The following is a 23,758-nucleotide window of genomic DNA, read 5'->3' on the forward strand; positions in this document are numbered from 1 at the left end:
TCAGCGATGCTCCTCGACGCTCGCCTCCACCAGACGTCGATTGTAGGCGCGCAGCGCCTGCACGTGGGTGACCGTGCCGACGACGGTGCGCCGCTCGCGCGGGTCGGTCACCGCGAGCGCGTCCGCGCCGGTCTCGTTGAACACCCTGAGGGCGGTCTCTAGCGTGTCGTTCTCCCGCACGTGACGGGGGTCGTCGGGTTCCGTCAGGCTGGCCGGCCCCTCGAGGCGCGTCATGAAGGCGGCCACGGTGACGGTCTTCAGGAAGTAGCGGTGCGGTCCGTCGGCGAGGACGACGCCGCGCGTTTCGAGCTGGTGATCGAAGAAGCCGCGCCCGTGCACCGCGAGGTGAAGCCCGGTCGCGATGGATACCGAGAGCAGGAGCGCGATGGACAGCGCGTAACCACCGGTGAGCTCGAACACGATGACGGTGGTGGAGATCGGCGCGCCGAGGAGCGCGGCCGCCACCGCGCCCATGCCAAGGATCGCGTAGAGCCCGTTGTCGGATGCGAGTTCCGGGAAGACCGAGGCGGCGACGAGACCGAACCCGCCGCCCAACATGGCCCCCAGGTAGAGCGCCGGAGAGACGATGCCGCCGCCGAAGCGCGACGCGAGCGTCAGGGCGGTCGCGAGGATCTTGGCGACGAGCAGCAGCATCATCGTCCAGAAGGAGAAGCCGCCGTTCAGCGCGACGTCCGTCGCCTCGTAACCGACGCCGAGCACCTCCGGCAGCGTCAGGGCGAGGAGGCCGATGGCGACCCCGCCGGCCATCGGGCGCGTCCATGCTGGCATGATGATCGAACGCGCCGTCTGGTCGAACACGATGAGGGTGAACTGGAACAGGATCGCCACGCCCGCCGCGATGACGCCGAGGAGCGCGAAGGCCGGCACCTCCCAGTAGGAGCCGATGGCGTAGGCGGGGATCTGGAACGCCGCCACGTCGCCGATGTAAAGCACGCGGCCGGCGAGCGTGCCGGTCACGGAAGCGATGACGATGGGCACGAACGCCGACACCGCGTAGTGCCGCAGGATCACCTCGTGGGCGAAGAGGACGCCAGCGATGGGCGCGTTGAACGAGGCGGAGATGGCGCTCGCCGCGCCACAGGCGAGCACGATGCGGCCCGACTTGGGCGGCAGCCGCGCGACCCGTGTCATCGCCGTCGCGAGCGTCGCGCCGAGGTGGATCACCGGACCCTCGCGGCCGGCGCTGGCGCCAGCGCCAAGGGAGATCACGGTCGCCACCGCCGACCAGATGCCGTTGGCGAGCCCGAGACCGCGGCCACCGCGGGCCGCTGCCTCCATCACGTCGGCGACGGAGCCTGCCCGCCGTCCGGTGAGCACGAACTGGTTGAGCAGGCCCACCGCCGCGCCGCCGACGACGGGGGCGAGGAGCGCGACGTACCAGGGCTGAGCGCGGATGGCCTCGATGACGTACTCGCCCGTCTCGCTCGTCCACACCCACTGGACGGCGCCGATGCCGAGCCGGAACAGCACCGCCGCTGCGCCGATGGCGACGCCGACGAGCGCGGCGATCAGCCATAGCCCCGGGTTGCGCGCGGCCACGAAGGCAAGGACGTTCTCGGTCGAGCGGGCATAGAGTGCCCGGAACCAGACCGCTGCGTCACCGATCTTGGAGGCGACGCGCGCGGCTCGGCCCTGCTGGTCTTGCGCACCGGGCTGCGCGGCGACGATGTCGGCGAGCTCCTCACGCGCGGCGTCGCCCTCGGCCCGGTCGGCGGCGGCCTCGCCCTCCTTCCCTCCCGGATCCTGCGACGCCCGCGGCGCGGCCATCAGCCGAGCGGGGCGATGCGCCGACCGGCGAGCGCCGGCATCCCCGCGCCGGCCTGGCGCGCGATGAGCTCGTCCGCGGCGGCGGCACCCGGCGGCGGCAGCGGCGCGGCCCTTCGGCTCGACAGGTCCACATGCACGAACAGGGACTCCGACGTCGCCGCGAGCTCGTCGTCCGCCGTCCGCACCATGGTCTGGAACACGTGGAGCCGCTTGGCGTCCCGCCCGACGAGCTGGAAGCTCACCCGCACCTTGTCGTGGGCGGAGACCTCGCGGCGGTAGACGACGTGGGTCTCCACGTTGAACACGGACGCGTTGGTCGCCTTGCGGTACGGGTCGCCGAGGCCGATCACCGCGAGCCCGAGGTCCACCGTGCGGTCGAACATGACGTGGTAGTACGCCATGTTGAGGTGACCGTTGGCATCGAGCCAGCTGAGCTCGATGTCGTAGGGATCGGACCACACGAGGTCGTCCGGCCCGAAGGGCGGCGGCGAGGGGGCAAGCTGTGCCATGGGTGGTCTCCTTGTCGCGCGATCGTTTTGTGCTGACGGCGCGGTTTGCTAGTGTGCCGCAAAAGCCACACCGACGGGAACCACCATGGCCGTGCCAATGACGCGGCGAGCGCGCAACGCCTCCGGGATCGCGCTCGCGGTGCCCATCCTGAAGCAGCGCTTCGGCGAGCGGTGCGAGACCGGCGCGGCGATCCGCGCCCAGCACGCCCACACGACGACGTGGATCGCGGGCGAGCCGGCGGATGCCGTGGTGTTCGTCGAGAGCCACCAGGACGTGGTCGACCTCGTCGAGGTTTGCCGCACCCACCGCGTGCCCATCGTCCCGTTCGGCGTCGGCACCTCGCTGGAGGGCCACGTCAACGCCCCCGAGGGCGGCATCTCCGCAGACTTCTCGCGCATGAACCAGGTGCTCGCGGTGCACGACGAGGACCTCACCTGCACGGTGGAGCCCGGGGTGACGCGGACCCAGCTCAACGCGCACCTGCGCGACCGGGGGCTGTTCTTCCCCATCGACCCTGGCGCGAACGCCACGATCGGCGGGATGTGCGGCACTCGCGCGTCGGGGACCAACGCGGTGCGTTACGGCACCATGCGCGAGAACGTGGTGGCGCTGCGCGCGGTGCTGGCGAACGGCGACACGATCACCACCGCGAGCCGGGCGAAGAAGTCGTCCGCGGGCTACGACGTCACCCGCCTCCTCGTCGGCTCCGAGGGCACGCTCGGGCTGATCACCGCCGTCACGCTGAAGCTGCATGGGATCCCGGAGGCGATCCTGTCCGCGGTCTGCCCCTTCCCCACCGTCGAGGCGGCCTGCCGTGCGACCATCGCGACGGTCCAGTCCGGCATCCCCGTCGCGCGCATCGAGCTCCTCGACGGGCTGCAGGTCTCGGCGGTCAACGCCCACTCCAAGCTGACGTTGCCGGAGGTGCCCACGCTGTTCCTCGAGTTCCACGGCTCGCCCGCCGCCGTCGCCGCCGACGGCGAGGCCGTCGCAGCCCTTGCTGCGGACGAGGGCGGCGGCCCCTTCAAGATCGCGACGTTGGCCGAGGACCGCTCGCGCCTGTGGCAGGCGCGGCACGACGCGTACTGGGCTGCGCTCGGCCTCAGGCCAGGCTGCACGGGCATCTCCACGGACGTGTGCGTGCCCATCTCACGGCTGGCGGAGTGCGTGGAGGCGACCCGCGAGGATGCGCAGGAGCTCGACCTCGTCGCACCCATCGTCGGTCACGTCGGCGACGGCAACTTCCACACGCTGGTGCTCATCGGCGACGACCCCGCGGAGCGGGCGCGCGCCGCCACCTTCATCGGCCGCCTGTCGGAGCGCGCCATCGCCATGGAGGGAACTTGCACCGGCGAGCATGGCATCGGCCAGGGCAAGATGGCCTACCTTCGTCGCGAGCTCGGCGGCACCGTCGACGTCATGGCCGCGATCAAGGCGACGCTCGATCCCGACGGCATCATGAACCCCGGCAAGATCTTCCACTGACGCGCGTATATGTGCGCGGCGAGCCCTCGGGCTGCCGCGGTGTGAGGGAGTAGCGTGAACGGGTTCATCATCACGGTCGGCGTCGCGCTGGTCCTCGCGCTGACGGCGGCGCTCGTCGGACCCCACGTCGTCGACTGGGCCGAGTACCGCGTCGCCATCGAAGCCTACGCGTCGCGGGCGCTCGGCGCCCCGGTCGCGATCCGCGGCGACGTCGGCGTGCGCCTCCTGCCAAGCCCCCGCGTGCGCGTGACGGACGTGCGCGTCGGCGGCGCGGCCGACGGCCCCACGCTCGAGGCGGATGAGGTCGAGTTCGACGTCGCGCTGACGCCGCTACTGCGCGGCGAGCTCGTCATCTCCGAGCTTGCCATGGATGCCCCCACGCTTCGGCTGCGCGTGTCCCCCTCCGGCGCGCTGCGCCTACCGCAAGGCGAGGAGCCGCCGCTGCTGTCGGACTACTTCGACGCGTCGCAGATCGCCGTCGAGCGCCTGGCGGTGACGGCCGGCCGGCTCATCGTCGTCGACGGGCGGACCGGGGCCCGCGCCGAGCTCACCGATGTCGCGATGAGGGGCAGCGCGACCTCGCTCCTGGGCCCGTTCAGCGTCGCCGGCAACGTGAGCTTTGGGGGAACGCAGCAGGCGATCGCGATCTCCGGCGGGGCGATCGAGGACGGCGTGCTGCCGCTCTCCCTGCGCGTCAGCCCTCCGGACGGCGCCGTCGCGTTGGCCTTCGAGGGGTCGCTGTCCGTGGGATCTGCGGTCTCTGCGGTCGCCGGCGCGTTCCGGATGAGCGGCGACGGGCCGACCCCTTGGGCGATCGCCGGCGACCTCGCCCTCGACACCGAGGCGCTGCAGGTGGGCAACGCCACGCTGACGTACGGCGCAGCCGAGACCCCGCTCCAGCTCGCCGGCACCGCCGCCTACGACATCGCCGGTGACGGTCCTGTGCGCATCGCGCTGGCCGCTCGCCAGCTCGACCTCGATCGGCTGGACAGGGGCCTGCGCGCGGACGCCCCTGCCAAGGACACGCCAGCGCCGACGGCACCACGCGCGCCCGCGCAGATGGTCAAGCGGCTGGCGGCGCACCTCGCACCCATCGCCGCCGGCGTCGCCACGCTGCCGCTCGCGACGCTCCCCGTGAGCCTGATGGTCGACATCGACATGCTGCTCGCCGGCGGCGCGGTGGCGCGCGACGTCTCCGCCCGGGCCTCGAGCGGTCCCGGCGGCGGCATCGACATCGAGCGGGCGGAGGCGCTCCTGCCGGGCGACGCCACCGTGGAGGTGGCCGGCAGGCTGTCGCCCGGGGGCTACGTCGGCACCGTCCGCGTCTCGGCGACGCAGCCGTCCATCCTGGCTCGATGGTGGACCGGCGGTCCCTACAGCGGCGTCGGCGTCCCGCCGATCCTTGCGGAGATGGACCTTGAGGTGTCCGCATCCGGCGTCGCCGCCCGACGGCTCACCGTGCGGATGGCCGAGAGCGCGGTGACGGGGCGAGCCCGCTACGACCGGTCCGGTTCGGGCCCACCGGTCGTCGCGCTCGCGCTTTCCGCGCCGCTCCTCGACGCCGCGGACGTTCTCGCCGCCGCCGCGATGTTCCCGGACGGCGCGGCGCTCGTTGAGGATGCGGACCTCTCCCTCGACCTCGCGGTCGACCGCATCCGCATCGGCGCCGTCGAGGGCGACGCGCTGAACGTCGATGCAAGCTATCGCGACGGGACGCTCACGGTCGACGCGCTCGCGGCTGAGGACGTCGGCGGGCTGCAGATCTTCGCCTCGGGCGCCATCGCCGACCTCGCCGCCGACCCCGTGGGGTCCATCGAGGGGACGGTGTCGGTGGACGACGGCGCGGCGCTCGCGGCGGCGGTGCGGGAGCTCGCGCCCGGCGGCGCCGTCGCCGACGGCCTATCGCGCGTCGGGCCCCACCTGTCGCCGGGACGGCTACGCTTCCGCTTGGCCGGGGGTACTTCGTCCGCCGTGCCGGAACTCGCAGCGACGATCATCGGCAACCTCGGCGGCACCGACCTGAGCCTCTCCGCCGTCGGAGCACCCTTCGACCCCGATTGGACCCGGCGTCGGCTGGACCTCGCCTTGGAAGCGGAGAACGCCGAAGGTCGCGCGCTCGTGCAGCAACTCGGCCTTCCGCCGGGGGCGAGCGGAGGGGACGTTCCTGCGACGCTACGGCTCGAGGCGGAGGGGGTGCCGCGGCAAGGCGTCGGCACCCGCTTCTCCGCGGCGGGGTTCGGCGCCGCGACGCGCTACGAGGGGCTGGTGCGCTACGACGGGTCCGCGGAGGTCTCCGGTCGCCTGGCGTTCGAGGCGGACCGCCTGGCCCCGTTGGCCGACCTCGTCGGCGTCGCCCTCCCGCCGCTGGCCGACGTCGACCTTGCTGCCGACGTCGCAAGCCGTGCCGGTGGCCTCGAGCTCTCCGACGTCGCCGGCACGGTGCAAGGTGTCGGCGTCGGTGCGACGCTCGAGGTCGCACGATCGAGGATCACCGGCACCGTCGAGGCGGACGCCGTCGACCTCGTCGGGCTGTCCGCCGTGGCGTTGGGCGAGGACGCGTGGACGGCCTCGGCCGCCGATGAGGGTTGGCCCAACAGGGCCTTCGCGCGAGGCGCCCTGCCCGCGGTCCCCGTCGAGCTCGCGGTGCGTGCGGAGCGGCTGACGGTCGGGCCGCGCGCCCTCACCGATGCGGCGTTCGACCTGTCGATCCAGCGCGAGCGGCTCGCGCTGGACAACATCCGCGCTGCTGCCGCTGGCGGCCGCATCACCGGTGCGCTCTCCATCGCACGATCCGGTGCGGAGGCGCGCGTCGACGGCGAGGTGCAACTCGAGGCTGGCGCCCTGGAGGACCTCGTCTGGCATCGTGCCGGCGAGGCGGTCGCACGCGGAAGCCTCGACCTCACCGCCACCTTCGCCAGCTCGAACTACACCGTGGCGGGCCTGATGTCGGAGCTGACCGGCTCGGGCGCGCTCTTGGTGCGCGAGGGCGCGCTGAAGGGGCTCAACCCTGCCCCGTTCGACGTGGCCTCCACGGCGCCGACGTCGGGCGAGCCGCTCGTCGCCGAGCCCGCCGACGAGGCAGCGTCGCGGCGCGCCTTCATCGAGCACCTCGACGCTGCGGACCTCCCGTTCGAGGCGCTGTCGGCCGATCTTTCCATCGCGAACGGCGCCGTTCGCCTCTCCGAGGTCGCCCTGACGCCCGAGCCCCCCCTCGAGATCGAGAACGCCGCGGTCGACCTCGGGTCCCGGCGGCTAAGGGCAGACCTGTCCCTGCGCACCGTCGCGAGCGAGGCCGAGGCAGCGTCCATCGGGCTCGCCTTCGACGGGCCGCTCGATGACCCGAGCCGCACCGTCGACGTCAGCCGCCTCGCGACGTGGATCGGCCTACGGCGCCTGGAGCAGCAGCTCGAGGCGGTGGAACGCGAGAACGAGGCGCTCGCCTCCGAGGCGGACGCTCGCGGCACCCCTTCGGCCGAGACCCTGCGGGGCCTGGACGCACGGCGCGCCACGGACGACGACGGCGCGGCCCCGGCGACCGGCCAGCCCTCCGCTGACCGGAGCGCCTCGGACGACGATCGCGCCACGGACGGCGTCACACCGGACGCCATCGGTGATCTCCTCGACGAGACCGGAGCAGGGTCGGATCAGGCGCTGCAAGACCCCGTCGAGGCGTTGATCCGCGCCGGCACGGCACCCAGCGCTGTGCGTCGCGGCGGCACCTGATCGTCCTTGAGGATCCGCGAGCGCCTTCCGATGAGGCACTCCTCACGGCTGCCGCGTAGGCTGAGGCAAGCCTCGCCGGACGGCTTGGCCACACCGAGGATCGGTGGCGAAGGCGTACGAAAGGACCGCCAACCGCAGCGCCGATGCGAGCGAGCCACCATCGCGTCGGCGGTCGATCGAGGCGACGAGCCCGGCCAGCGACACGCCCTCCTCGTCCGCCCAACGGCCGAGCGCGTCCCAGAACGCAGGCTCCAGCGCGACGCTCGTCGCATGCCCGTGCAGGATGACGGATCGCTTAACGAGGCCGGTCGAGCCGGTGCGCTTCGTGGCGGGCATCGTCGCGTTCCTTGCGGGCTCGATCGACGGCCTCCTCGGCGGAGCTGCGGCCGTGCTGCGCACGGTTGCGTTCCCCCTCCTCGCGCGCCTCCTCCCGCGCGCGCCGCCTGCGCTGGCGACGTAGGTTCAAGACATCGCCCATCAGGCGGGCCCCAACATCGTCTCGGGACGGACGACGCGGTCGAAGGTCGCTTCGTCGACGTAGCCGCCGCCCACCGCCTCCTCGCGCAGCGTCGTCCCCTTCTTGTGCGCTGCCTTGGCGATGGCGGTCGCGTTGTCGTAGCCGATTTCCGGCGCGAGCGCGGTGACGAGCATCAACGAGCGTTCCATGAGGTCTTGGATGCGCTCTCGGTTCGCCTCGATGCCGACCGCGCAGTGCTCGGTGAAGCTGCGCACCGCGTCGGCGAGCAGCCGGATGGACTGGAGCATCGCGTCCGCCATCACCGGACGGTAGACGTTGAGCTCGAAGTGGCCCTGGCTGCCGGCGACCGTCACCGTGGTGTGGTTGCCGAACACGCGGCACGCGACCATGGTCATGGCCTCGCACTGCGTGGGGTTGACCTTGCCCGGCATGATCGAGGAGCCCGGCTCGTTCTCCGGCAGCGACAGCTCGGCGAGCCCCGAGCGCGGCCCCGAGGCGAGGAAGCGCACGTCGTTGGCGATCTTGAAGAGCGCCGTCGCCAGCGTGTTCAGCGCACCGTGGGCGGCGACGTACGCGTCGTTGGCGGCGAGCGCGGCAAACTTGTTCGGCGCTGTCACGAACGGCAGCCCAGTGATGTCCGCGATGTGCCTGGCGACCGCCTCGGCGAAGCCCTGGCGGGCGTTGAGCCCGGTGCCCACCGCAGTGCCGCCTTGGGCGAGCTCGTACAAGCCGCCGAGCGAGGCCGCGACCTGCGCACGCGCGAAGTCGAGCTGCGCCACGTAGCCGGAGAACTCCTGCTCCAAAGTCAGCGGCGTCGCGTCCTGCGTGTGGGTGCGACCGATCTTGATGATGCCGGCGAAGGCCTCGGCCTTCCTGGCCAGCGCTTCACGCAAGGCGTCCACTGCCGGCAACAGGCGGCGGTTGATCTCCTCCGCGGCCGCGATGTGCATCGCGGTCGGAAAAGTATCGTTGGACGATTGGGAGCGGTTGACGTGGTCGTTCGGGTGCACGGGCTCCTTCGAGCCCACCACGCCGCCCAAACGCTCGATCGCGAGGTTCGCGATCACCTCGTTGGCGTTCATGTTGGACTGGGTGCCCGACCCGGTCTGGTAGACGCGCAGCGGGAAGTCCGCCGCGCGCTCGCCCGCGGCGACCTCGCTCGCCGCGGCGGCGATGGCGTCGGCAAGGTGCGGCTCGAGAACACCGAGGTCCCGGTTGGCGAGCGCGGCCGCACGCTTGACGATGCCGAGCGCGCGCACCAGCGGTGCCGGCATCGTGTCCTCGCCGATGTCGAAGTTGATGAGGCTGCGAGCGGTCTGAGCGCCCCAGTAGCGCTCGCTCGGAACGTCGAGCGGACCGAAGGAGTCGGTTTCGGTGCGGGTCGTCATCGGCGGGCCTCGTCGGTGCCCGCGTCAGTTAACAGCTTTGGGGGAGGCGTCCAACGCCCGAACGAGCGGCCTCAGCCGCCGCTGGCCTTCGCCGACTGCGGCGTCTCGGCGATGGCCTCGATGATGCCGACCGCCTTCTGCTTGAGGTGCGGATCTGAGATGTTGGCGAACGCGCGCACCAGACGGACGGTGGCAGGATCGCTCAGCGCCTGGGCGAGGGGCGACACGTCGCCGGTGCGCGGGATCGCGGAGTCCGTCGCCCCCTCGAAGAAGTACGTGATCGGCGACTGCAGCACGATCGCGATCTGGTGCAGCCGGGACGCGCCGATGCGGTTCGTGCCGCGCTCGTACTTCTGCACCTGCTGGAAGGTGATTCCCAGTTGGTCGGCAAGCTTCTCTTGGCTCATACCGAGTTCCAGGCGCCGCAGGCGTACCCGGGACCCCACATGGCCATCCACGGAGTTGGCGGAACGCTGGTTCGGCTGAGGGTCGGGTCTTGAATCATTCATGGACGCCCACGCACCTACTGCTGTCATCAAACTCGTCCTTGTTCCAAGCCGACATTCCACGCCTCCAGCACTTCTCATCCGCACACCGGGCTGGCCGGGTGGCATCGGTCGGTCGTGGCCGCCGCTCGGCGAGCGGGCCGCGGTACGCCGACGTCGTGTCGCCATCGCCACATCTTAGGCTGTGACGAATTAACCAAACCGAGCCGCGGTAGACAAGATAAGAATCTTTGCGCCAGCCAATAGCAGCTTTCCACATCGACCCGTCGAGGAGAGTTTCAGGCGTGAAATAGTTGGCTTACGCGGACTGTGATTACTCCGCGATTGCTCGCGGTCACCGCTTCGTGAGCGCACTCCCTCCACCGCCGACGCGCGCCATCGGGGCAGTCCATGAAACGACTTAACTCCTTCGGAGCCTATCGGTTGCCGCCCATCGGCGCAACTTGGCCCCACGGAACAACATCGACGGCCTAGCGGTGAACCTACGACGACTTCGTTAAAGCAGGCGAAGTTCTCGCCCCGTGCACGAGGGTGGACGCACATGGGCCGCGATGGTATGGCCCTCTCAAGGGCCGCAGTAGCTCAGTGGTAGAGCGCACCCTTGGTGATTCGTTGCCTCCCTCGTGGGAAACCGCGGGGTGCTAACCGCTCAAATTCGGGGAACGCTGTGCTGGCGCGCTGCCGATCCCGAGCCAAGCCCGCAACGCGGGACGGTGTAGAGACTAGACGGGCGGCACCCTCCTTCCGCCGACGGGAGAGGGTGAAGGGATAGTCCAGACCACAAACGCACCGCCTGGTGCGGCGGCGAAAGCCGTGGTGGTACGAAGGGTGAGGTCGGGAGTTCAATCCTCCCCTGCGGCACCACCCGCCCGCTCGTTGCGTACCGGCCAGGCTTGCTTCCGCCTCCGTTCAGTTGGACTTCGGGTTGCCGACCGCGCGCGGACCGCGGCCGCGCGACCGACGGGGCGCCGCCGTCGCCCCGCGCAGCCCATTCAGATCCTGCGCGCCGCCGCCACCGCGAGGATCAGCCAGCCAACGATGAGGAGGACGCCGCCGACCGGCGTGACCATGGCAGCCTCGGACGGTCCGCCGAGCGTGAGCACATACAGTGAGCCCGAGAACAACAGTATGCCGAGGCCGAACGCCCACGACGCGACGCCGAGCAGCGACCTCAGGACGTGCGGCTGCAGCCCTCCGAGCGCCACCATCGCCACGGCGTGGAACAGCTGGTAGGTCACCGCGGTCTCGAAGGCCTCAGCGTCGGTCGCGACGAAGTTGCTGTCGATCGCGTGCGCCCCAACGGCGCCCAAACCAACCCCGATCGCGCCGTACAACGCGCCGACTACGACAACCCGCATGGAAGACCTCTTGCCTGTTCGCCCCGCGGACGGAGGACGTCCGCGCCGGTCCGCCTAGCAAGAACCGTGCACGCTGTCCCCCCGCCTTTCGCCCCGCAGCGCCGGTCGTCCCGCTGGGGGCGGCGAGCGCAGGGTGCACGGAGCGTGCCTCAGTTGGGCACGCCAGCGCTCGGGTCGGGCGGAAAGGCCTCCGAGACACGCTCGCCACGCAGCAGGCCCAGGGCGTACTTCAACTGCTCGTCGTCGTCCCGCTCGACCGGCACGAAGGTGAGCGAGCCCGAGCGCTCCTCCTCCTCGCCCTCCTCGGCGACCAGGTGGCCACGCAGGGAAGCCTCGCCACGCGCCTCGAGCTTGCCCTGCAGCTCCTCCGGGAGCGGCTGGATGACCTCAAGGTCCGGATCGATCCCGCGCGCCTGGATGGAGCGGCCGGACGGCGTGTAGTACCGCGCCGTGGTCAGGCGGATCGCCCCGTTCGCCCCAAGCGGCACGATGGTCTGTACCGACCCCTTGCCGAACGACTGGGTGCCGACGACGGTGGCACGGCGATGGTCTTGTAGCGCGCCGGCCACGATCTCCGACGCCGAGGCGGAGCCGCCGTTGATGAGGACGATCAGCGGCTGGCCGTCGATGAGGTCGCCGTCCTCCGCGTCGTAGCGCTGCGCCTTCTCCTCGTCCCGGCCACGGGTGGAGACGATCTCACCACGGTCGAGGAACGCGTCCGACACGTCCACCGCCTCGTCGAGCAGGCCCCCAGGGTTGTTGCGCAGGTCGAGCACGAAGCCCTTCATGCCCTCGCCGCCGAGCTCCTCGGACAGCTCGCGCACGGCCTGGCGCACGCCGGAACTGGTGCGCTCGTTGAACGAGGAGATGCGGATGAAGCCGACGTCCTCACCCATGACCTCCCACTTGACCGACTGGATCTGCACGATGTCGCGCGTGATCGTGATGTCGATGGGGTCGGACACGCCATCGCGGCGCACCGTGATGGTGATGTCGGTGTTGACCGGACCGCGCATGCGGTCGACCGCCTCCGCGAGGGTCAAGCCTGCCACCTCGTCCCCGTCGAGGTGGGTGATGAGGTCGCCGGCGAGGACGCCGGCCTTGAAGGCCGGCGTGTCGTCGATGGGCGAGACGACCTTGATGAGGTCGCCTTCCATGGTAACCTCGATGCCGAGGCCGCCGAACTCGCCGGACGTCTGGACCTGCATGTCGCGGAAGTCGTCGGGAGGCATGTAGCTCGAGTGCGGGTCAAGGGACTGCAGCATGCCGTTGATGGCCGACGCGATGAGCTCCTTTTCGTCCGGCGACTCGACGTACTGATCCCGCACGCGCTCGAAGACGTCCCCGAACAGGTTGAGCTGGCGGTAGACGTCGGATGAAGCGGCGTTCGCCCTGATCTGCAAGAGCGCAGCGGGGTCCGCGAGCGCCACGGCCGTGACCGCCCCGAACGCAGCGCCGGTCACCAACAAGCCAATCCGACGGATCATCCACCTGTCCTTCCAACGTCGGTCGGAGCGTCCTGCCACCAACCGCGACTGTCCACCGCCGCACCCTCGCGGCGCAGCTCCACGTAAAGTACCGGGCGTGCCCCGACCAGGGCCGACCCCTCCGCGCCCACGGAGGCGACCGCGGAGCGCTGAGGCGATTGTCCCATGCGTCCGAGGGGGGTGCCCGCCTCGACCCTGTCCCCAGGGACGACCGATGCGTCCTGCATGCCGGCGAAGACCATATGGTACCCCTCGCCCGCGTCCAGGATCAAGAGATGCCCATAGCCGCGGAACGGCGCAGAGAACAGCACGGTCGCGTGCATGGGGGCGAACACGGTGGACCGCGGCGGCGCGGCGATGGCGCGGCCCTGCGCGAGCCCTCCTTCGGCCGTCGGCTCACCGAAGAGCGACACGATCCGGCCCGCGACCGGCGCGGCGAGGGTCCCCCGGCGGGAGGTGAACGGCGGCCCTTCTGGCACTGACGCTTCCACCGCCGCCTCGTCCGTCAGCCGCTCCAGCAGCGCGGTCACCGTGCCCTCCTCCTCGGCGAGCCGCGCGAGGTCGGCGCCGGCCTGCTCCTGCTCGTAGAGCGACAGCGAGCGGCGGCGGGCAAGCTCGGCCCCAAGCGCGTCGAGCCGGCGCCGCTCGACGGCCAGCGCGTCGAGGTCCGCCCTGAGCCGCTCCCAGCGGGCACGCTCGTCCGCCTCCATCCGCGCGGCTTGGGCGAGCGTCGCCACGAGCTCGCGTGCCTCCGCGTCGAGGGCGGGAAGCACGCCGTTCAGCAAGATGGCGCCGCGCACGGTGTCCGTCGGGGCGCCGGTGTCGCCGAACAGCGCGGGCGGGGGTCGCCGGCCGATGCGCTGCAGGGCCATCAGCACGGTCGCGAGCTCGGTTCGCGTGCCTGCCAACCTGCGGCGAATGGCCGCCTGCCCGTCGGTCAGCGCCTCGAGCGCCTCCTCATCGTCGGCGACGCGCTGCTCCAGCGCTGCCACCTCCTGCGCGGTCGCGGCTCGGCGCTCGCGCAGCTTCGCCTCGTCCCCCTCCATGCCGACCAGGTCCTCGCCGAGGTCGGCGGCGCGGGAGCGCAACGCGTCGGCCTCCTCGCGCAACCGCTCCAGCCGCGCCATGAGCTGCTGCCGCTCGCGCGCCACCGCGCCGGCGGCGGTCGGCTTCGAGGCGTCGCTCGTCGTCGCACCCTCCTGCGAGGTGCCGCCGTCGGTCGGCGGCTGCGCGTTCTGGGCGACTGCCACACTGGCACAGGCGACGAGCACCAACGCTGCGAGCGCCACGAGCCGCAGCAGGCGCCGGCTGGGGGGGTGGGCGTCACGCACGGTGGTAGGGGTGCCCGAGGCGGATGGTGACTGCCCTGTAAAGCTGCTCGAGCAGGACCGCGCGGGCGAGGAGGTGGGGCAGCGTCATCGGGCCCAGCGACAGGACGCGGTCGGCCGCCGAACGCACGGCATCGGCGTGGCCGTCCGCCCCGCCGATGGCGAAGGTGAGGTTCGTCGTGCCGGCCTCCTGCCACCCGGCAAGGCGACATGCGAGTTCGACGCTCGTCCACCCCTCGCCGCGCTCGTCCATCACCACGAGCGGTCCCGTCCGCCGGGCAGCAAGCATCTTCTCGCCTTCGGCCGCCGCATGGTTCGGACCCGTCATGTCGGCGATCTCGCGCACCGTGACGTCGGTGATCCCGATCTGCCGACCGACCCGCCCGGCGCGCTCCATGTAGCGCCCGCACAGCTCGGCCTCGGCGCATTGTCCCGCCTTGCCCACAGCAAGGACGACGATGTTCAGACGACGAGCTCCACCTGCGCGGCGCTATCCATCTGCCACATCTTCTCGAGGTTGTAGAAGGTGCGCACCTCGGGCCGAAACACGTGGACGACGACGTCGCCGGTGTCGATGAGGACCCAGTCGCAGCTGGCGAGCCCCTCGACCCTGACACCCTTGGCACCCTGGTCCTTGAGGTCGCGCAGCAGGCGCTCCGCCACCGCGCCCACGTGACGGTGGGAGCGTCCGGACGCCACCACCATGTGGTCGGCGATCGGCGTCTTGCCGGTCACATCGATGGCGACGATGTCCTCAGCCTTCGAATCTTCAAGGCTGTCGAGGACGACGGCGAGGGGCACGGCGAGCTCGCCGGCCGCCTCAACATGGGACGCTGCCGTCCCACTTGACGTCAAAGCCATGTGTGCGCGGGTTCCTTTCCCTGATCGCGGCCGGCTCCGTACGCTTCGACTCGGGTCCGGCGATGGGAAAGATAGGTTTGTCGCCATGGCGCTTTCAAGACGCGGCATAGCGACGCCGTGTCAGCGGCCGCCGGAGGCGCGCAGCGCGGTGGAGGAGGACGGGTCGAGCGGTGCATGCAGGAACACCCACGCCGGCGGCGTCGCGTCGGCGAGCGCCGCGGCGCAGCGCTCGGGCCATCGCGCCGCCGCGAAGGTCCGCGCCGCCGGCGAAGACAGCGCCTTCAGGGACGCACCGGGACGGTCGACGACGGCCATCGGCACGCATTGGACGATGGTCCGCCACTCCTGCCATCGGTGCAGTTCGGCAAGGTTGTCCGCTCCCATCAGCCAAACGAGCCGCACGTGCGGCAGCCGCTTGCCAAGGTATGCGACGAGGTCGGCGGAGTAGCGCGTCCCGATCGCCGCCTCGAACGCGGTGACCCTGATGCGCGGGTGTGCTGCGGTCGCCTCCGCCGCGGCAACGCGGTGCGCGAGCGAGGCGAGCTCGCCCGACGACTTCAGCGGGTTGCCCGGCGTGACGATCCACCAGACCCAGTCCAACGCGAGCCGGCGCAGCGCCGCGTCCGCCACGGCCCTGTGCCCGGCGTGCGGCGGGTTGAACGAGCCGCCGAACAGCGCGACCCGCTGCCCCGCGGCGACGGGAGGGACGCGGAGGAGCTCCGCCGCGAGGTCCGGCGGAGCGGCGCCCGCTCCGCGGCGCCTCCTCACGGCCGCGTCTGGCCGGTCCCGCGGACCCTGTAGTTGAACGTGGTGAGCTGCTCGACGCCGACGGGCCCGCGCGCGTGCATCCGCCCGGTCGCGATGCCGATCTCCGCGCCCATGCCGAACTCACCGCCGTCGGCGAACTGCGTCGAGGCGTTCACCATGACGATCGCCGAGTCCACCTCGGCGAGGAAGCGCTCGGCGACCGCCGCGTCCTCGGTGACGATGGCATCGGTGTGGTGCGAGCCGTGCCGCGCGATGTGGACGAGCGCGCCGCCGAGCCCGTCGACCACGGCCACGGACATGATCGGCGCGAGGTGCTCGGTGGCGTAGTCCGCCTCCGTGGCGGGCTCTATGGGCGTCAGGTCGCGGGTGCGGGCGTCCCCGCGCAGCGTGCAGCCGGCGGCCGCGAGCGCCTCTGCCAGCGCCGGCAGGTGGGTCGCAGCCGCCGCCGCATCCACGAGCAGCGTCTCAGCAGCGCCGCAGACGCCGGTGCGGCGCATCTTGGCGTTCACGACGATGTCGATCGCCATCGCGAGGTCCGCCGCGGCGTGCACGAACACGTGGTTCAGCCCCTCGAGGTGGGCGAACACCGGCACGCGCGCCTCCGCCTCGACGCGCTCCACGAGCCCGCGGCCGCCGCGGGGGACGATGACGTCGATGCCGCCCGCCGCACCCGCGAGCATGGCGCCCACCGCGGCGCGGTCCGTGGTGGGCACGAGCTGCACGGCGTCCCCAGGCAGCCCCGCCGAAACGAGGCCCTGCCGCAGCGCGTCCGCGATGGCGCTCGCCGAGGCGTGGGTCTCCGACCCCGACCGCAGGATGACCGCGTTGCCGGCCATGAGGCACAGCGCAGCAGCATCAGCGGTCACGTTCGGCCGGCTCTCGTAGATCACGCCGACGACACCGAGCGGGGTCGCGACGCGGGCGATCCTGAGGCCGTTGGGACGCTCCCAGGCCGCTAGCGTGCGGCCCACCGGGTCGTCGAGGTGGGCCACGTCGTCCACCGCGGCAGCCATCGCCGTCACACGCTCTTCGCTGAGCGTCGCGCGGTCGCGGAACGCGCTCGTCCCCGCCATGGCGGCAAGGTCGGCCCGATTGGCGGCGAGGATCGCAGGCCCCGCAGCGCGCAGCGCGTCCGCCATGGCGTTGAGCGCGGCCCGCTTCGCCGCCGTCGGCGTGGTCGCGAGGATGGCCTGGGCCGCTCGCGCACGCCGACCGAGCGCGGCGACCAGCACGGCGGCGTCCTCGGACCCTGCTGGGACGCTTGCGGAGAGGATCGGGATCGCGCTCACGGAACCTCCGGTGGCGCCGCGGCGAGCGCCATGTCGTCACGATGCACCATGGTGGAGCGCACGCGCGGTCCCAGGCGCTCGGCGATTGTTGGCGTTTTCTCGCCAGCGATCAACCGCGCGTCCGCCGCGTCGTAGGCGACGAGGCCGCGGCCGACCTCACGCCCCACGCGGTCGAGCAGCCGGACCGCGTCGCCACGGGCGAACTCGCCCTCGACGGCAGCGACCCCGGCTGGCAAGAGGCTGCGTCCCGCGTGGATCGCCGCCACCGCGCCGTCGTCGAGCACCAGCGCGCCGCTCGCCTGGAGCGAGCCCGCGATCCACACCTTGCGCGCGGTGCCGGGATCGGAGCGTGGGTGGAACCAGGTCGCCCGCCCGCCGGCGTCCACCGCCGCAAGGGGGTGCGTGATGCGGCCGGACGCGATCACCATGGCGACGCCCGCCTCGGTGGCGACGCGCGCGGCATCGAGCTTGGTGCGCATGCCGCCGCGCGACAGCGCCGAGCCAGCGTCGCCGGCCATCGCCCAAACCTCGTCGGTGAGGCGTGGCACCTCGGCGACGAACGTCGCGTCGGGGGACTCGTTCGGCGGCGCGGTGTAGAGCCCGTCGACGTCCGACAACAGGACCAGGCGGTCCGCCGACACCATCGCAGCGACGCGCGCGGCGAGCCGGTCGTTGTCGCCGTAGCGGATCTCGGTCGTCGCGACGGTGTCGTTCTCGTTGATCACCGGCACGACGCCGGCGCGCAGGAGCTCGGCGATGGTGGAGCGCGCGTTGAGGTAGGCGCGCCGCTCCTCGGTGTCGCGCAGCGTGAGGAGGACCTGTGCGGCCCGCACGCCGGCACCGGCGAGCGCGCCCGACCAGGCGACGGCGAGCGCGATCTGGCCGACGGCGGCGGCCGCCTGGCTTTCCTCCAGCCGCAGCGGCCGCGTCCCGTAGCCGATGGGCCCACGGCCGAGCGCGATGGCGCCTGAGGAGACGATGAGGACGTCGGCGGCGCGTCGCAGCACCGCGACGTCCTGCGCCACGCTGGAGAGCCACTCGGCGCGCAGCCCGTCCTCATCGACGAGCAGCGAGGAGCCGAGCTTGACGACGACGCGACGGCCGCTCGTCAGCCGTCCCGCGATCCCGCTCATCCCGTCGCTCATGGCTGCCACGCCGTCTCCTCGGGCGGAGCCTCCTGTGCACGAGCCGCCCCGACCGTCTCCGCCAGCGCACGCAGGACGCCCTCCACACCGGAGCCGGTCACCGCGGAAATCGCGTGGACCGGTCGGCCGGCGGCACACAACAGCTCCTCCAGCCTCGCCCCCACATCCGCCGTCGCGTCCGCCTTGGACAGGGCCACAACGCGCGGCTTTTCGGGCAGTCCGGAGCCGTAGAGCGCGAGCTCGCGGTCCACCGTGGCGAAGTCCGCCGCCACGCTGTCGGAGGTGCCGTCGACGAGGTGGAGGAGCACGGCGCAGCGTTCCACGTGCCCGAGGAAGCGATCGCCGATCCCCACCCCCTCGCTCGCGCCCTCGATGAGGCCGGGGATGTCGGCGATCACCAGGCGTCGTCCGTCGACCTCCGCGATGCCGAGGTGCGGGTGGAGCGTGGTGAACGGGTAGTCCGCGACCTTCGGCCGTGCGGCGGAGACCGCGGCGAGGAAGGTGGACTTGCCGGCGTTGGGCAGCCCGACGAGCCCAGCATCCGCGATGAGCTTCAGCCGCAGCCAGAGCGCCATCTCCTCACCGGGCAGGCCCGGGTTCGCGCGGCGCGGCGCCCGGTTGACCGAGGACTTGAAGCGCTGGTTCCCGAAGCCGCCGTTGCCCCCTTCGAGCAGGCGCACGCGCTGGCCGGCCTCCGTGAGGTCGGCAAGGACCCGCTCGCGCGCGTCGTCGAGGACGACGGTCCCGACGGGGACCTGGAGCACCGCGTCGCGCCCGTTCGCGCCGGTGCGGTTGCGCCCCGCGCCCCCCTCGCCGGTCCCGGCGCGGAAGTGCTGCTGATAGCGGAAGTCGATGAGCGTGTTGAGGCCGTCGACCGCCTCGACCCAGACGTCGCCGCCGCGACCGCCGTCGCCACCGTCAGGACCGCCGTGCTCGACGAACTTCTCGCGACGGAACGACACCGCGCCGTTGCCGCCGTTGCCCGAGCGCACGTACACCTTGGCCTGATCGAGGAACTTCATGGCCGCACGACCCGCCAGCTCCGATGGGCAGCTCGGTCCCACAAGAGCCTGCGCGCTCCCGCCGTCATGGCAGGCGCGCGTCGCCGGTCGCCCACGCTCGACATCTCAGGGACGCCGGCGGGCGGGACCGGCTACTCGGCCGCGGGGACGCTCACCCCCGGACGCTGCGGAGCGACCGACACGTAGACGCGCCCGAGGCGCCGGCGGAACGCCACGTAGCCCTCGGTGAGCGCGAACAGGGTGTGGTCCTTGCCCATGCCGACGTTGTCCCCGGCGTGCCAGCGCGTGCCGCGCTGGCGCACGATGATGTTGCCGGGCTCAACCGATTCGCCGCCGAACTTCTTGAATCCAAGCCGCCGGCCCGCCGTGTCACGGCCGTTGCGCGAGGAGCCGCCTGCCTTCTTGTGTGCCATCGTCGCTGTCCATTCCACCGGAGCAAGCGCCCGGAAGCCTTCTACCGGAGCGTGCAAGCCCCGATCATGTTACGGGTCAGGCGGTCGCCTGGATGTCGGTGATCTTCACGATCGTGAGATGCTGACGGTGGCCGTTGCGCCGGCGCGAGTTCTGCCGCCGCCGCTTCTTGAAGATGATGACCTTCTTGCCGCGCACCTGATCGACGATCTCGCCCTTGACCGTTGCGCCGGGCAGGTGCGGCGCACCGATCGACGTCGCCTCGCCATCCGACACCATCAGCACGTCGTCGAACGACACGGCGTCGCCGGCGGCGCCGGAGAGCGTCTCGATGGTGAGCTGGTCCCCGGGCGTCACCCTATACTGCTTGCCGCCCGTCTTGATCACCGCGAACATCGTCGTCCCCTCACTCCCGCGCCCTACGCGGGCCGACCCAGCTCGCCCGACGCCGTCCGGCCCGTCGTCCCAGATGTCCGCGCCGCAGCGACGCAATGCACGCCAGCCGCGCACCATTCGCGTAAGCCCGGAACGTGGGCAGTCAGCGGCCGATCGAAACCCTGCTCCAAGTGCTCGCAGGTACGGTCGGCTGCCCGCACTGTCAAGCCGACGGCGACGGGCAGGGCACAGCCCAGCGACGCGTCCGGCAGGGTCTGTCACGCCGCTTGCATGATCCGCGTCGACCGTCATGATGACGGTCAAAACGTTGGGAGACCACGAATGTCACGTCCCTTGATCGCTGCGCTCGTCGCTGCGGCCCTCGCTGCGCCGGCGGCCGCCCAGGACACGATGGAGCTGCGCATCGGCACCGAGGGTGCCTATCCTCCATTCAACTTTTATGATTCGGACCGTAACCTGACGGGCTTCGACGTCGACATCGCGAGGGCGCTCTGCGAGGAAATGAACGCCGACTGCACCTTCGTCGCGCAGTCCTGGGACGGGATCATCCCAGCGCTGCGGGCCGGCAAGTTCGACGCCATCATCGCCTCCATGTCGATCACGCCGGAGCGCGACGAGGTCGTCGACTTCACCAACAAGTACTACAACACGCCGCCGGCGATCGCGGTCCCCAAGGACTCCGAGCTCACCGAGGCGAGCGCCGAGGCGATGGCGGACATCACGCTCGGCGCCCAGTCCGCGACCACCCACGCGAACTACGCGGAGGAGTACTTCCCGGAGACCGAGCTCAGGCGCTACGGCACGCCGGAGGAGTACAAGCTCGACCTCGCGTCGGGTCGCATCGACGCCGCCATCGACGACGTCGTCGTCCTGTCCGACTGGGTGAACTCGGAGGACGGCGCGTGCTGCGAGATCCTCACCACGCTGACGCCCGACCCCGTCATCAACGGGATGGGCGCGGGGATCGCCGTGCGCGAGGGCGAGGAGGAGCTCATCGCGAAGTTCAACGACGCCATCGCGGCGATCCGCGAGGACGGGACCTACGAGGAGATCCAGTCGAAGTACTTCGACTTCGACGTCTACGGCGACTGACGTCGGCGCAGGCTCGACCGCGGCGACAGGGCGCGCCGCGGGCCGACCCTTACGGTCCGTAGGCTGATACCCAACCCGAGCTCTTCCCATGGACCTTCTCGCGCTGCTCGCCTACGGCCCGGACGGATGGGGTGACGAGCTCCTTGCGGGGTTGCGCATCACGCTGCTTCTGGCGCTCGCCACCGCGCCGCTGGCGCTCGTCCTCGGCTTCGCGCTCGCGCTGGCACGGCGCTGGGGCAACCCGCTCCTGGCGGCCCCGGCGACCCTCTTCGCCACGGTCTTCAAGGGCCTGCCGGAGCTAATCACGCTGTTCATCGTGTACTACGGTGCGGCGATGGCCCTGCGCGCGGCGGTCGGGCTCGTGTCGGACGCCTACGTCCAGCTGCCGGCGTTCCTCGCCGGCATGATCGCGCTGGGCGCGGTGTCCGCCGCGTTCTGCTCGGAGGTCTTCATGGCAGCGCTGTCGGGCGTCTCGCGCGGTCAGCACGAGGCGGCGACCGCGCTCGGCCTGTCGCGTGTCGCGATCCTCACCAAGGTCACGCTGCCGCAGGTCATGCGCCTCGCGCTGCCGGGCCTCGGCAACCTGTGGCTCGTCCTCCTCAAGGACACCGCCTACGTCGCCGTCATCGCGCTGCCAGACCTGTTGCGCCGCACCACCATCGCCGTCGGAGCCACGAAGGAGCCGTTCTTCTTCTACCTCGTCGCGATCCTCATCTACTTCGCGGTCTCGCTGGCCTCCATGGGCCTCTTCGGGCTCCTCGAGGCGCGCTACAGCCGCGGCTTCACGGCCCGATGATCGTGCTGCCGGACGTCCTCGTCGACTACGCCGACGACCTGCTCGAGGGGTTCCTCATCACCATCGAGCTCGTCGTCATCGGCGTCGTGGTCGGCGCGGTGGTGGCGGGCTTCATCGCCGCTGGGCGACTGTCCCATCGCCGCTGGCTCCGTGTGACGACCTGGCTCTACACCAACCTCCTGCGCGGCTCGCCGCTGCTCGCCCAACTCTTCCTGATCTACTACGGCGCCGGCCAGTTCGCGGACTTCTGGGAGAGCGTCGGCCTGTGGTGGTTCCTGTCCGAGCCGTTCAACTGCGCCGCGCTCGCCTTCGTGCTCAACACGTCCGCCTACCAGGCTGAGATCTTCCGCGGCGCGGTGCAGGCGATCCCGACCGGGCAGTGGGAGGGCGGCGACGCGCTGGGGCTCGACCGCCGACGCGTCTTCACGAAGGTGGTGGCCCCACAGGCCGCGCTCTACGCGTTGCGCCCGTTCGGCAACGACATCATCCTCACCATCAAGGGGTCGGCGGTCGCCTCGGTCGTCACCGTGTATGACCTGCTCGGCGAGACGCGGCTCGCCTACTCGGACACGTTCGACTTCTCGGTCTACTTCTACGCCGCCGCGCTCTACCTCATCCTCGTGGAGACGCTGCGACGCGTCTGGAACCTCTTGGAGCGCCGACTGACCCGCCACCTCGACCCGGAGGTCCGCCGCAGGGCCGCAGGCGGCGAGCCGCAGGCGGCGCTCACGTGAGACGCAGGCCCTGGCAGCGCGCCACCATCGCCGCCCAGGCCGACGGGCAGGTGGACGAGGCGAGCGGTGGCGTCGTCGGCCCGTGGCAGCCGTCCACCACGTTCCTGCGGGACGCGGACTACGCGCCGCCAGCCTCGGGCGACGTCTACCGGCGCGACCAGAACCCAACGGTGCGCGAGGCCGAACGCGTCATCGCCGCGCTGGAGGGGGCGGCGGAGGCGCGGCTCTTCGCCTCCGGGCTCGCCGCCATCGCCGCGGTCATGCGCTCCGCCGGCGGCCCCGTGGTCGTCCAGCGCGGCACGTACTACGGCACCGCCGTCCTCGCCGAGCGCCTCGCCGCCGCTGGCCTTCCGGTGGCGACGTTCGACCCGGCGGACATGGGCTCGCTCGAAGCCGCGTGCGCGGAGCACCGCCCAGCGCTGGTCCTCATCGAGACCCCGTCCAACCCTTGGCTCACCGTGGTCCCCATCGCCGAGGCCGCATCCATCGCGCATCGCCATGGCGCACGCCTCGCCGTGGACTCCACCGCCGCGACGCCCATCGTGACGCGGCCCCTGGAGCACGGCGCGGACGTCGTCGTGCACTCGGCGACCAAGGCGCTCAACGGCCACTCCGACGTCCTCGCCGGTGCGGTCGCCGTCGCCGAGCCGTCCGGGGACGCCTGGGACGAGCTCCTCAAGCTGCGCGCGACGGAGGGCGCCGTCGCGAGCCCGTTCGACGCCTGGCTCCTCACGCGCGGCATGCGCACCGTGCACCTGCGCGTCGCCGAGGCGGGCCGCTCGGCCCTCCACATCGCCCACTGGCTCGCCGAGCACCCGAGGGTCGCGACGGTGCGCTACCCTGGGCTGGCCGATCACCCTCGCCACGCCGTCGCCGCCGCGCAGATGGACGGGTTCGGCATGCTCCTGTCGTTCGACGTAAAAGACGGCGCGCCACACGCCCTCGCCGTCGCCGGACGCCTCAACCTCGTCAAGCGGGCGACCTCCCTCGGCGGCGTCGAGTCGCTCATCGAGCACCGCCACTCCATCGAGCCCGCAGCGACGGGGATCCCCGAAGGTCTCCTGCGCCTCTCCGTCGGGATCGAGGCGGTGGAGGACCTCGTCGCCGACCTCGCCGAGGCGCTCGACGCCCCCTGACGGCCTGACAGGCCGGCCCTGCGCCGCTAACACACGCACGAACACGCAAGGAGCCGC

The 23,758-nt window shown here is 71.6% G+C and carries 23 protein-coding genes; 6 read left to right on the forward strand and 17 right to left on the reverse strand.

Annotation, left to right across the window (positions count from 1 at the left end):
• Positions 1-1,788 carry a chloride channel protein gene (locus ACOOE8_RS02990; protein WP_420393391.1) on the reverse strand — a complete coding sequence of 596 codons (1,788 nt, stop codon included), beginning with the start codon at positions 1,786-1,788 and terminating at the stop codon, positions 1-3.
• The gene (locus ACOOE8_RS02995; protein ID WP_420393392.1) at positions 1,788-2,297 is read right to left on the reverse strand and encodes a thioesterase family protein; all 510 of its coding nucleotides are present in this window, start codon (positions 2,295-2,297) and stop codon (positions 1,788-1,790) included. The genes ACOOE8_RS02990 and ACOOE8_RS02995 overlap by 1 nt, the downstream gene beginning before the upstream one ends.
• An 85-nt stretch (positions 2,298-2,382) precedes the next feature.
• Here ACOOE8_RS02995 and ACOOE8_RS03000 point away from each other — a divergent pair, with 85 nt between their 5' ends.
• Entirely contained in the window at positions 2,383-3,783 is a 1,401-nt protein-coding gene (locus ACOOE8_RS03000; protein ID WP_420393393.1) for an FAD-binding oxidoreductase, read from the forward strand.
• 54 nt (positions 3,784-3,837) lie between these two features.
• The gene (locus ACOOE8_RS03005) at positions 3,838-7,506 is read left to right on the forward strand and encodes an AsmA family protein (RefSeq protein ID WP_420393394.1); all 3,669 of its coding nucleotides are present in this window, start codon (positions 3,838-3,840) and stop codon (positions 7,504-7,506) included.
• A gap of 42 nt (positions 7,507-7,548) precedes the next feature.
• Here the strand turns inward: ACOOE8_RS03005 and ACOOE8_RS03010 are convergent, their stop codons facing one another.
• The 15 genes from ACOOE8_RS03010 to rplU all read right to left on the reverse strand — a co-directional run bounded on the left by ACOOE8_RS03010 (position 7,549) and on the right by rplU (position 19,943).
• Complete coding sequence (locus ACOOE8_RS03010; protein WP_420393395.1) at positions 7,549-7,842, reverse strand: ribbon-helix-helix domain-containing protein; 294 nt, start codon at positions 7,840-7,842, stop codon at positions 7,549-7,551.
• On the reverse strand, positions 7,802-7,984 hold the full coding sequence (locus tag ACOOE8_RS03015) for a DUF4169 family protein (RefSeq protein ID WP_420393396.1): 183 nt from the start codon (positions 7,982-7,984) through the stop codon (positions 7,802-7,804). The genes ACOOE8_RS03010 and ACOOE8_RS03015 overlap by 41 nt, the downstream gene beginning before the upstream one ends.
• Positions 7,984-9,372: a class II fumarate hydratase gene (gene fumC / locus ACOOE8_RS03020; protein ID WP_420393397.1), complete on the reverse strand. Its 1,389-nt coding sequence runs from the start codon at positions 9,370-9,372 to the stop codon at positions 7,984-7,986. Before fumC ends, ACOOE8_RS03015 begins: the two co-directional genes overlap by 1 nt.
• 71 nt (positions 9,373-9,443) lie before the next feature.
• Positions 9,444-9,779 (reverse strand): helix-turn-helix domain-containing protein, encoded by a 336-nt coding sequence (locus ACOOE8_RS03025; protein ID WP_420393398.1) that lies wholly within the window; start codon positions 9,777-9,779, stop codon positions 9,444-9,446.
• Positions 9,780-10,870: 1,091 nt separating this feature from the next.
• Positions 10,871-11,236, reverse strand: a complete 366-nt coding sequence (locus tag ACOOE8_RS03030) for a DUF423 domain-containing protein (RefSeq protein WP_420393399.1) — start codon at positions 11,234-11,236, stop codon at positions 10,871-10,873.
• A 149-nt stretch (positions 11,237-11,385) separates the two neighbouring features.
• Complete coding sequence (locus ACOOE8_RS03035; protein WP_420393400.1) at positions 11,386-12,723, reverse strand: S41 family peptidase; 1,338 nt, start codon at positions 12,721-12,723, stop codon at positions 11,386-11,388.
• Complete coding sequence (locus tag ACOOE8_RS03040) at positions 12,720-14,054, reverse strand: murein hydrolase activator EnvC family protein (protein ID WP_420393401.1); 1,335 nt, start codon at positions 14,052-14,054, stop codon at positions 12,720-12,722. Before ACOOE8_RS03040 ends, ACOOE8_RS03035 begins: the two co-directional genes overlap by 4 nt.
• Entirely contained in the window at positions 14,047-14,517 is a 471-nt protein-coding gene (locus tag ACOOE8_RS03045) for a 23S rRNA (pseudouridine(1915)-N(3))-methyltransferase RlmH (RefSeq protein ID WP_420394611.1), read from the reverse strand. The genes ACOOE8_RS03040 and ACOOE8_RS03045 overlap by 8 nt, the downstream gene beginning before the upstream one ends.
• Positions 14,514-14,912 (reverse strand): ribosome silencing factor, encoded by a 399-nt coding sequence (gene rsfS, locus ACOOE8_RS03050; protein WP_420393402.1) that lies wholly within the window; start codon positions 14,910-14,912, stop codon positions 14,514-14,516. The genes ACOOE8_RS03045 and rsfS overlap by 4 nt, the downstream gene beginning before the upstream one ends.
• A 120-nt stretch (positions 14,913-15,032) precedes the next feature.
• The gene (locus ACOOE8_RS03055; RefSeq protein ID WP_420393403.1) at positions 15,033-15,680 is read right to left on the reverse strand and encodes a nicotinate-nucleotide adenylyltransferase; all 648 of its coding nucleotides are present in this window, start codon (positions 15,678-15,680) and stop codon (positions 15,033-15,035) included.
• Positions 15,677-16,960: a glutamate-5-semialdehyde dehydrogenase gene (locus ACOOE8_RS03060; RefSeq protein WP_420394612.1), complete on the reverse strand. Its 1,284-nt coding sequence runs from the start codon at positions 16,958-16,960 to the stop codon at positions 15,677-15,679. Before ACOOE8_RS03060 ends, ACOOE8_RS03055 begins: the two co-directional genes overlap by 4 nt.
• A gap of 5 nt (positions 16,961-16,965) precedes the next feature.
• Entirely contained in the window at positions 16,966-18,114 is a 1,149-nt protein-coding gene (proB, locus tag ACOOE8_RS03065) for a glutamate 5-kinase (protein WP_420394613.1), read from the reverse strand.
• Entirely contained in the window at positions 18,111-19,136 is a 1,026-nt protein-coding gene (gene obgE, locus ACOOE8_RS03070; RefSeq protein WP_420393404.1) for a GTPase ObgE, read from the reverse strand. The genes proB and obgE overlap by 4 nt, the downstream gene beginning before the upstream one ends.
• A gap of 131 nt (positions 19,137-19,267) precedes the next feature.
• On the reverse strand, positions 19,268-19,549 hold the full coding sequence (gene rpmA / locus ACOOE8_RS03075) for a 50S ribosomal protein L27 (RefSeq protein WP_420393405.1): 282 nt from the start codon (positions 19,547-19,549) through the stop codon (positions 19,268-19,270).
• Between the two features lie 76 nt (positions 19,550-19,625).
• On the reverse strand, positions 19,626-19,943 hold the full coding sequence (gene rplU, locus ACOOE8_RS03080) for a 50S ribosomal protein L21 (RefSeq protein ID WP_420393406.1): 318 nt from the start codon (positions 19,941-19,943) through the stop codon (positions 19,626-19,628).
• 321 nt (positions 19,944-20,264) lie between these two features.
• Between rplU and ACOOE8_RS03085 the strand changes: the two genes are divergently transcribed.
• The 4 genes from ACOOE8_RS03085 to ACOOE8_RS03100 all read left to right on the forward strand — a co-directional run bounded on the left by ACOOE8_RS03085 (position 20,265) and on the right by ACOOE8_RS03100 (position 23,701).
• Positions 20,265-21,035, forward strand: coding sequence for a transporter substrate-binding domain-containing protein (locus tag ACOOE8_RS03085; RefSeq protein WP_420393407.1), 771 nt, complete (start codon positions 20,265-20,267; stop codon positions 21,033-21,035).
• Positions 21,036-21,123: 88 nt separating this feature from the next.
• The gene (locus ACOOE8_RS03090) at positions 21,124-21,831 is read left to right on the forward strand and encodes an ABC transporter permease (RefSeq protein ID WP_420393408.1); all 708 of its coding nucleotides are present in this window, start codon (positions 21,124-21,126) and stop codon (positions 21,829-21,831) included.
• Positions 21,828-22,565, forward strand: a complete 738-nt coding sequence (locus ACOOE8_RS03095) for an ABC transporter permease (protein ID WP_420393409.1) — start codon at positions 21,828-21,830, stop codon at positions 22,563-22,565. Before ACOOE8_RS03090 ends, ACOOE8_RS03095 begins: the two co-directional genes overlap by 4 nt.
• Positions 22,562-23,701 carry a trans-sulfuration enzyme family protein gene (locus tag ACOOE8_RS03100; protein ID WP_420393410.1) on the forward strand — a complete coding sequence of 380 codons (1,140 nt, stop codon included), beginning with the start codon at positions 22,562-22,564 and terminating at the stop codon, positions 23,699-23,701. Before ACOOE8_RS03095 ends, ACOOE8_RS03100 begins: the two co-directional genes overlap by 4 nt.
• The last annotated feature ends 57 nt before the right edge of the window (positions 23,702-23,758 follow it).

The organism is Acuticoccus sp. (assembly GCF_965213555.1).
In the GTDB taxonomy this organism is placed as follows: domain Bacteria; phylum Pseudomonadota; class Alphaproteobacteria; order Rhizobiales; family Amorphaceae; genus Acuticoccus.

What these genes read in the sequence shown, in the direction of transcription:
- rsfS (WP_420393402.1), bottom strand. Translation starts at nt 14,912, where the DNA reads ATGGCTTTGACGTCAAGTGGGACGGCAGCGTCCCATGTTGAGGCGGCC.
- ACOOE8_RS02995 (WP_420393392.1), bottom strand. Translation starts at nt 2,297, where the DNA reads ATGGCACAGCTTGCCCCCTCGCCGCCGCCCTTCGGGCCGGACGACCTC.
- ACOOE8_RS03085 (WP_420393407.1), top strand. Translation starts at nt 20,265, where the DNA reads ATGTCACGTCCCTTGATCGCTGCGCTCGTCGCTGCGGCCCTCGCTGCG.
- proB (WP_420394613.1), bottom strand. Translation starts at nt 18,114, where the DNA reads ATGAGCGACGGGATGAGCGGGATCGCGGGACGGCTGACGAGCGGCCGT.
- ACOOE8_RS03025 (WP_420393398.1), bottom strand. Translation starts at nt 9,779, where the DNA reads ATGAGCCAAGAGAAGCTTGCCGACCAACTGGGAATCACCTTCCAGCAG.
- ACOOE8_RS03030 (WP_420393399.1), bottom strand. Translation starts at nt 11,236, where the DNA reads ATGCGGGTTGTCGTAGTCGGCGCGTTGTACGGCGCGATCGGGGTTGGT.
- ACOOE8_RS03035 (WP_420393400.1), bottom strand. Translation starts at nt 12,723, where the DNA reads ATGATCCGTCGGATTGGCTTGTTGGTGACCGGCGCTGCGTTCGGGGCG.
- rpmA (WP_420393405.1), bottom strand. Translation starts at nt 19,549, where the DNA reads ATGGCACACAAGAAGGCAGGCGGCTCCTCGCGCAACGGCCGTGACACG.
- obgE (WP_420393404.1), bottom strand. Translation starts at nt 19,136, where the DNA reads ATGAAGTTCCTCGATCAGGCCAAGGTGTACGTGCGCTCGGGCAACGGC.
- ACOOE8_RS03015 (WP_420393396.1), bottom strand. Translation starts at nt 7,984, where the DNA reads ATGGGCGATGTCTTGAACCTACGTCGCCAGCGCAGGCGGCGCGCGCGG.
- ACOOE8_RS02990 (WP_420393391.1), bottom strand. Translation starts at nt 1,788, where the DNA reads ATGGCCGCGCCGCGGGCGTCGCAGGATCCGGGAGGGAAGGAGGGCGAG.
- ACOOE8_RS03095 (WP_420393409.1), top strand. Translation starts at nt 21,828, where the DNA reads ATGATCGTGCTGCCGGACGTCCTCGTCGACTACGCCGACGACCTGCTC.
- ACOOE8_RS03090 (WP_420393408.1), top strand. Translation starts at nt 21,124, where the DNA reads ATGGACCTTCTCGCGCTGCTCGCCTACGGCCCGGACGGATGGGGTGAC.
- ACOOE8_RS03000 (WP_420393393.1), top strand. Translation starts at nt 2,383, where the DNA reads ATGGCCGTGCCAATGACGCGGCGAGCGCGCAACGCCTCCGGGATCGCG.
- ACOOE8_RS03010 (WP_420393395.1), bottom strand. Translation starts at nt 7,842, where the DNA reads ATGCCCGCCACGAAGCGCACCGGCTCGACCGGCCTCGTTAAGCGATCC.
- rplU (WP_420393406.1), bottom strand. Translation starts at nt 19,943, where the DNA reads ATGTTCGCGGTGATCAAGACGGGCGGCAAGCAGTATAGGGTGACGCCC.
- fumC (WP_420393397.1), bottom strand. Translation starts at nt 9,372, where the DNA reads ATGACGACCCGCACCGAAACCGACTCCTTCGGTCCGCTCGACGTTCCG.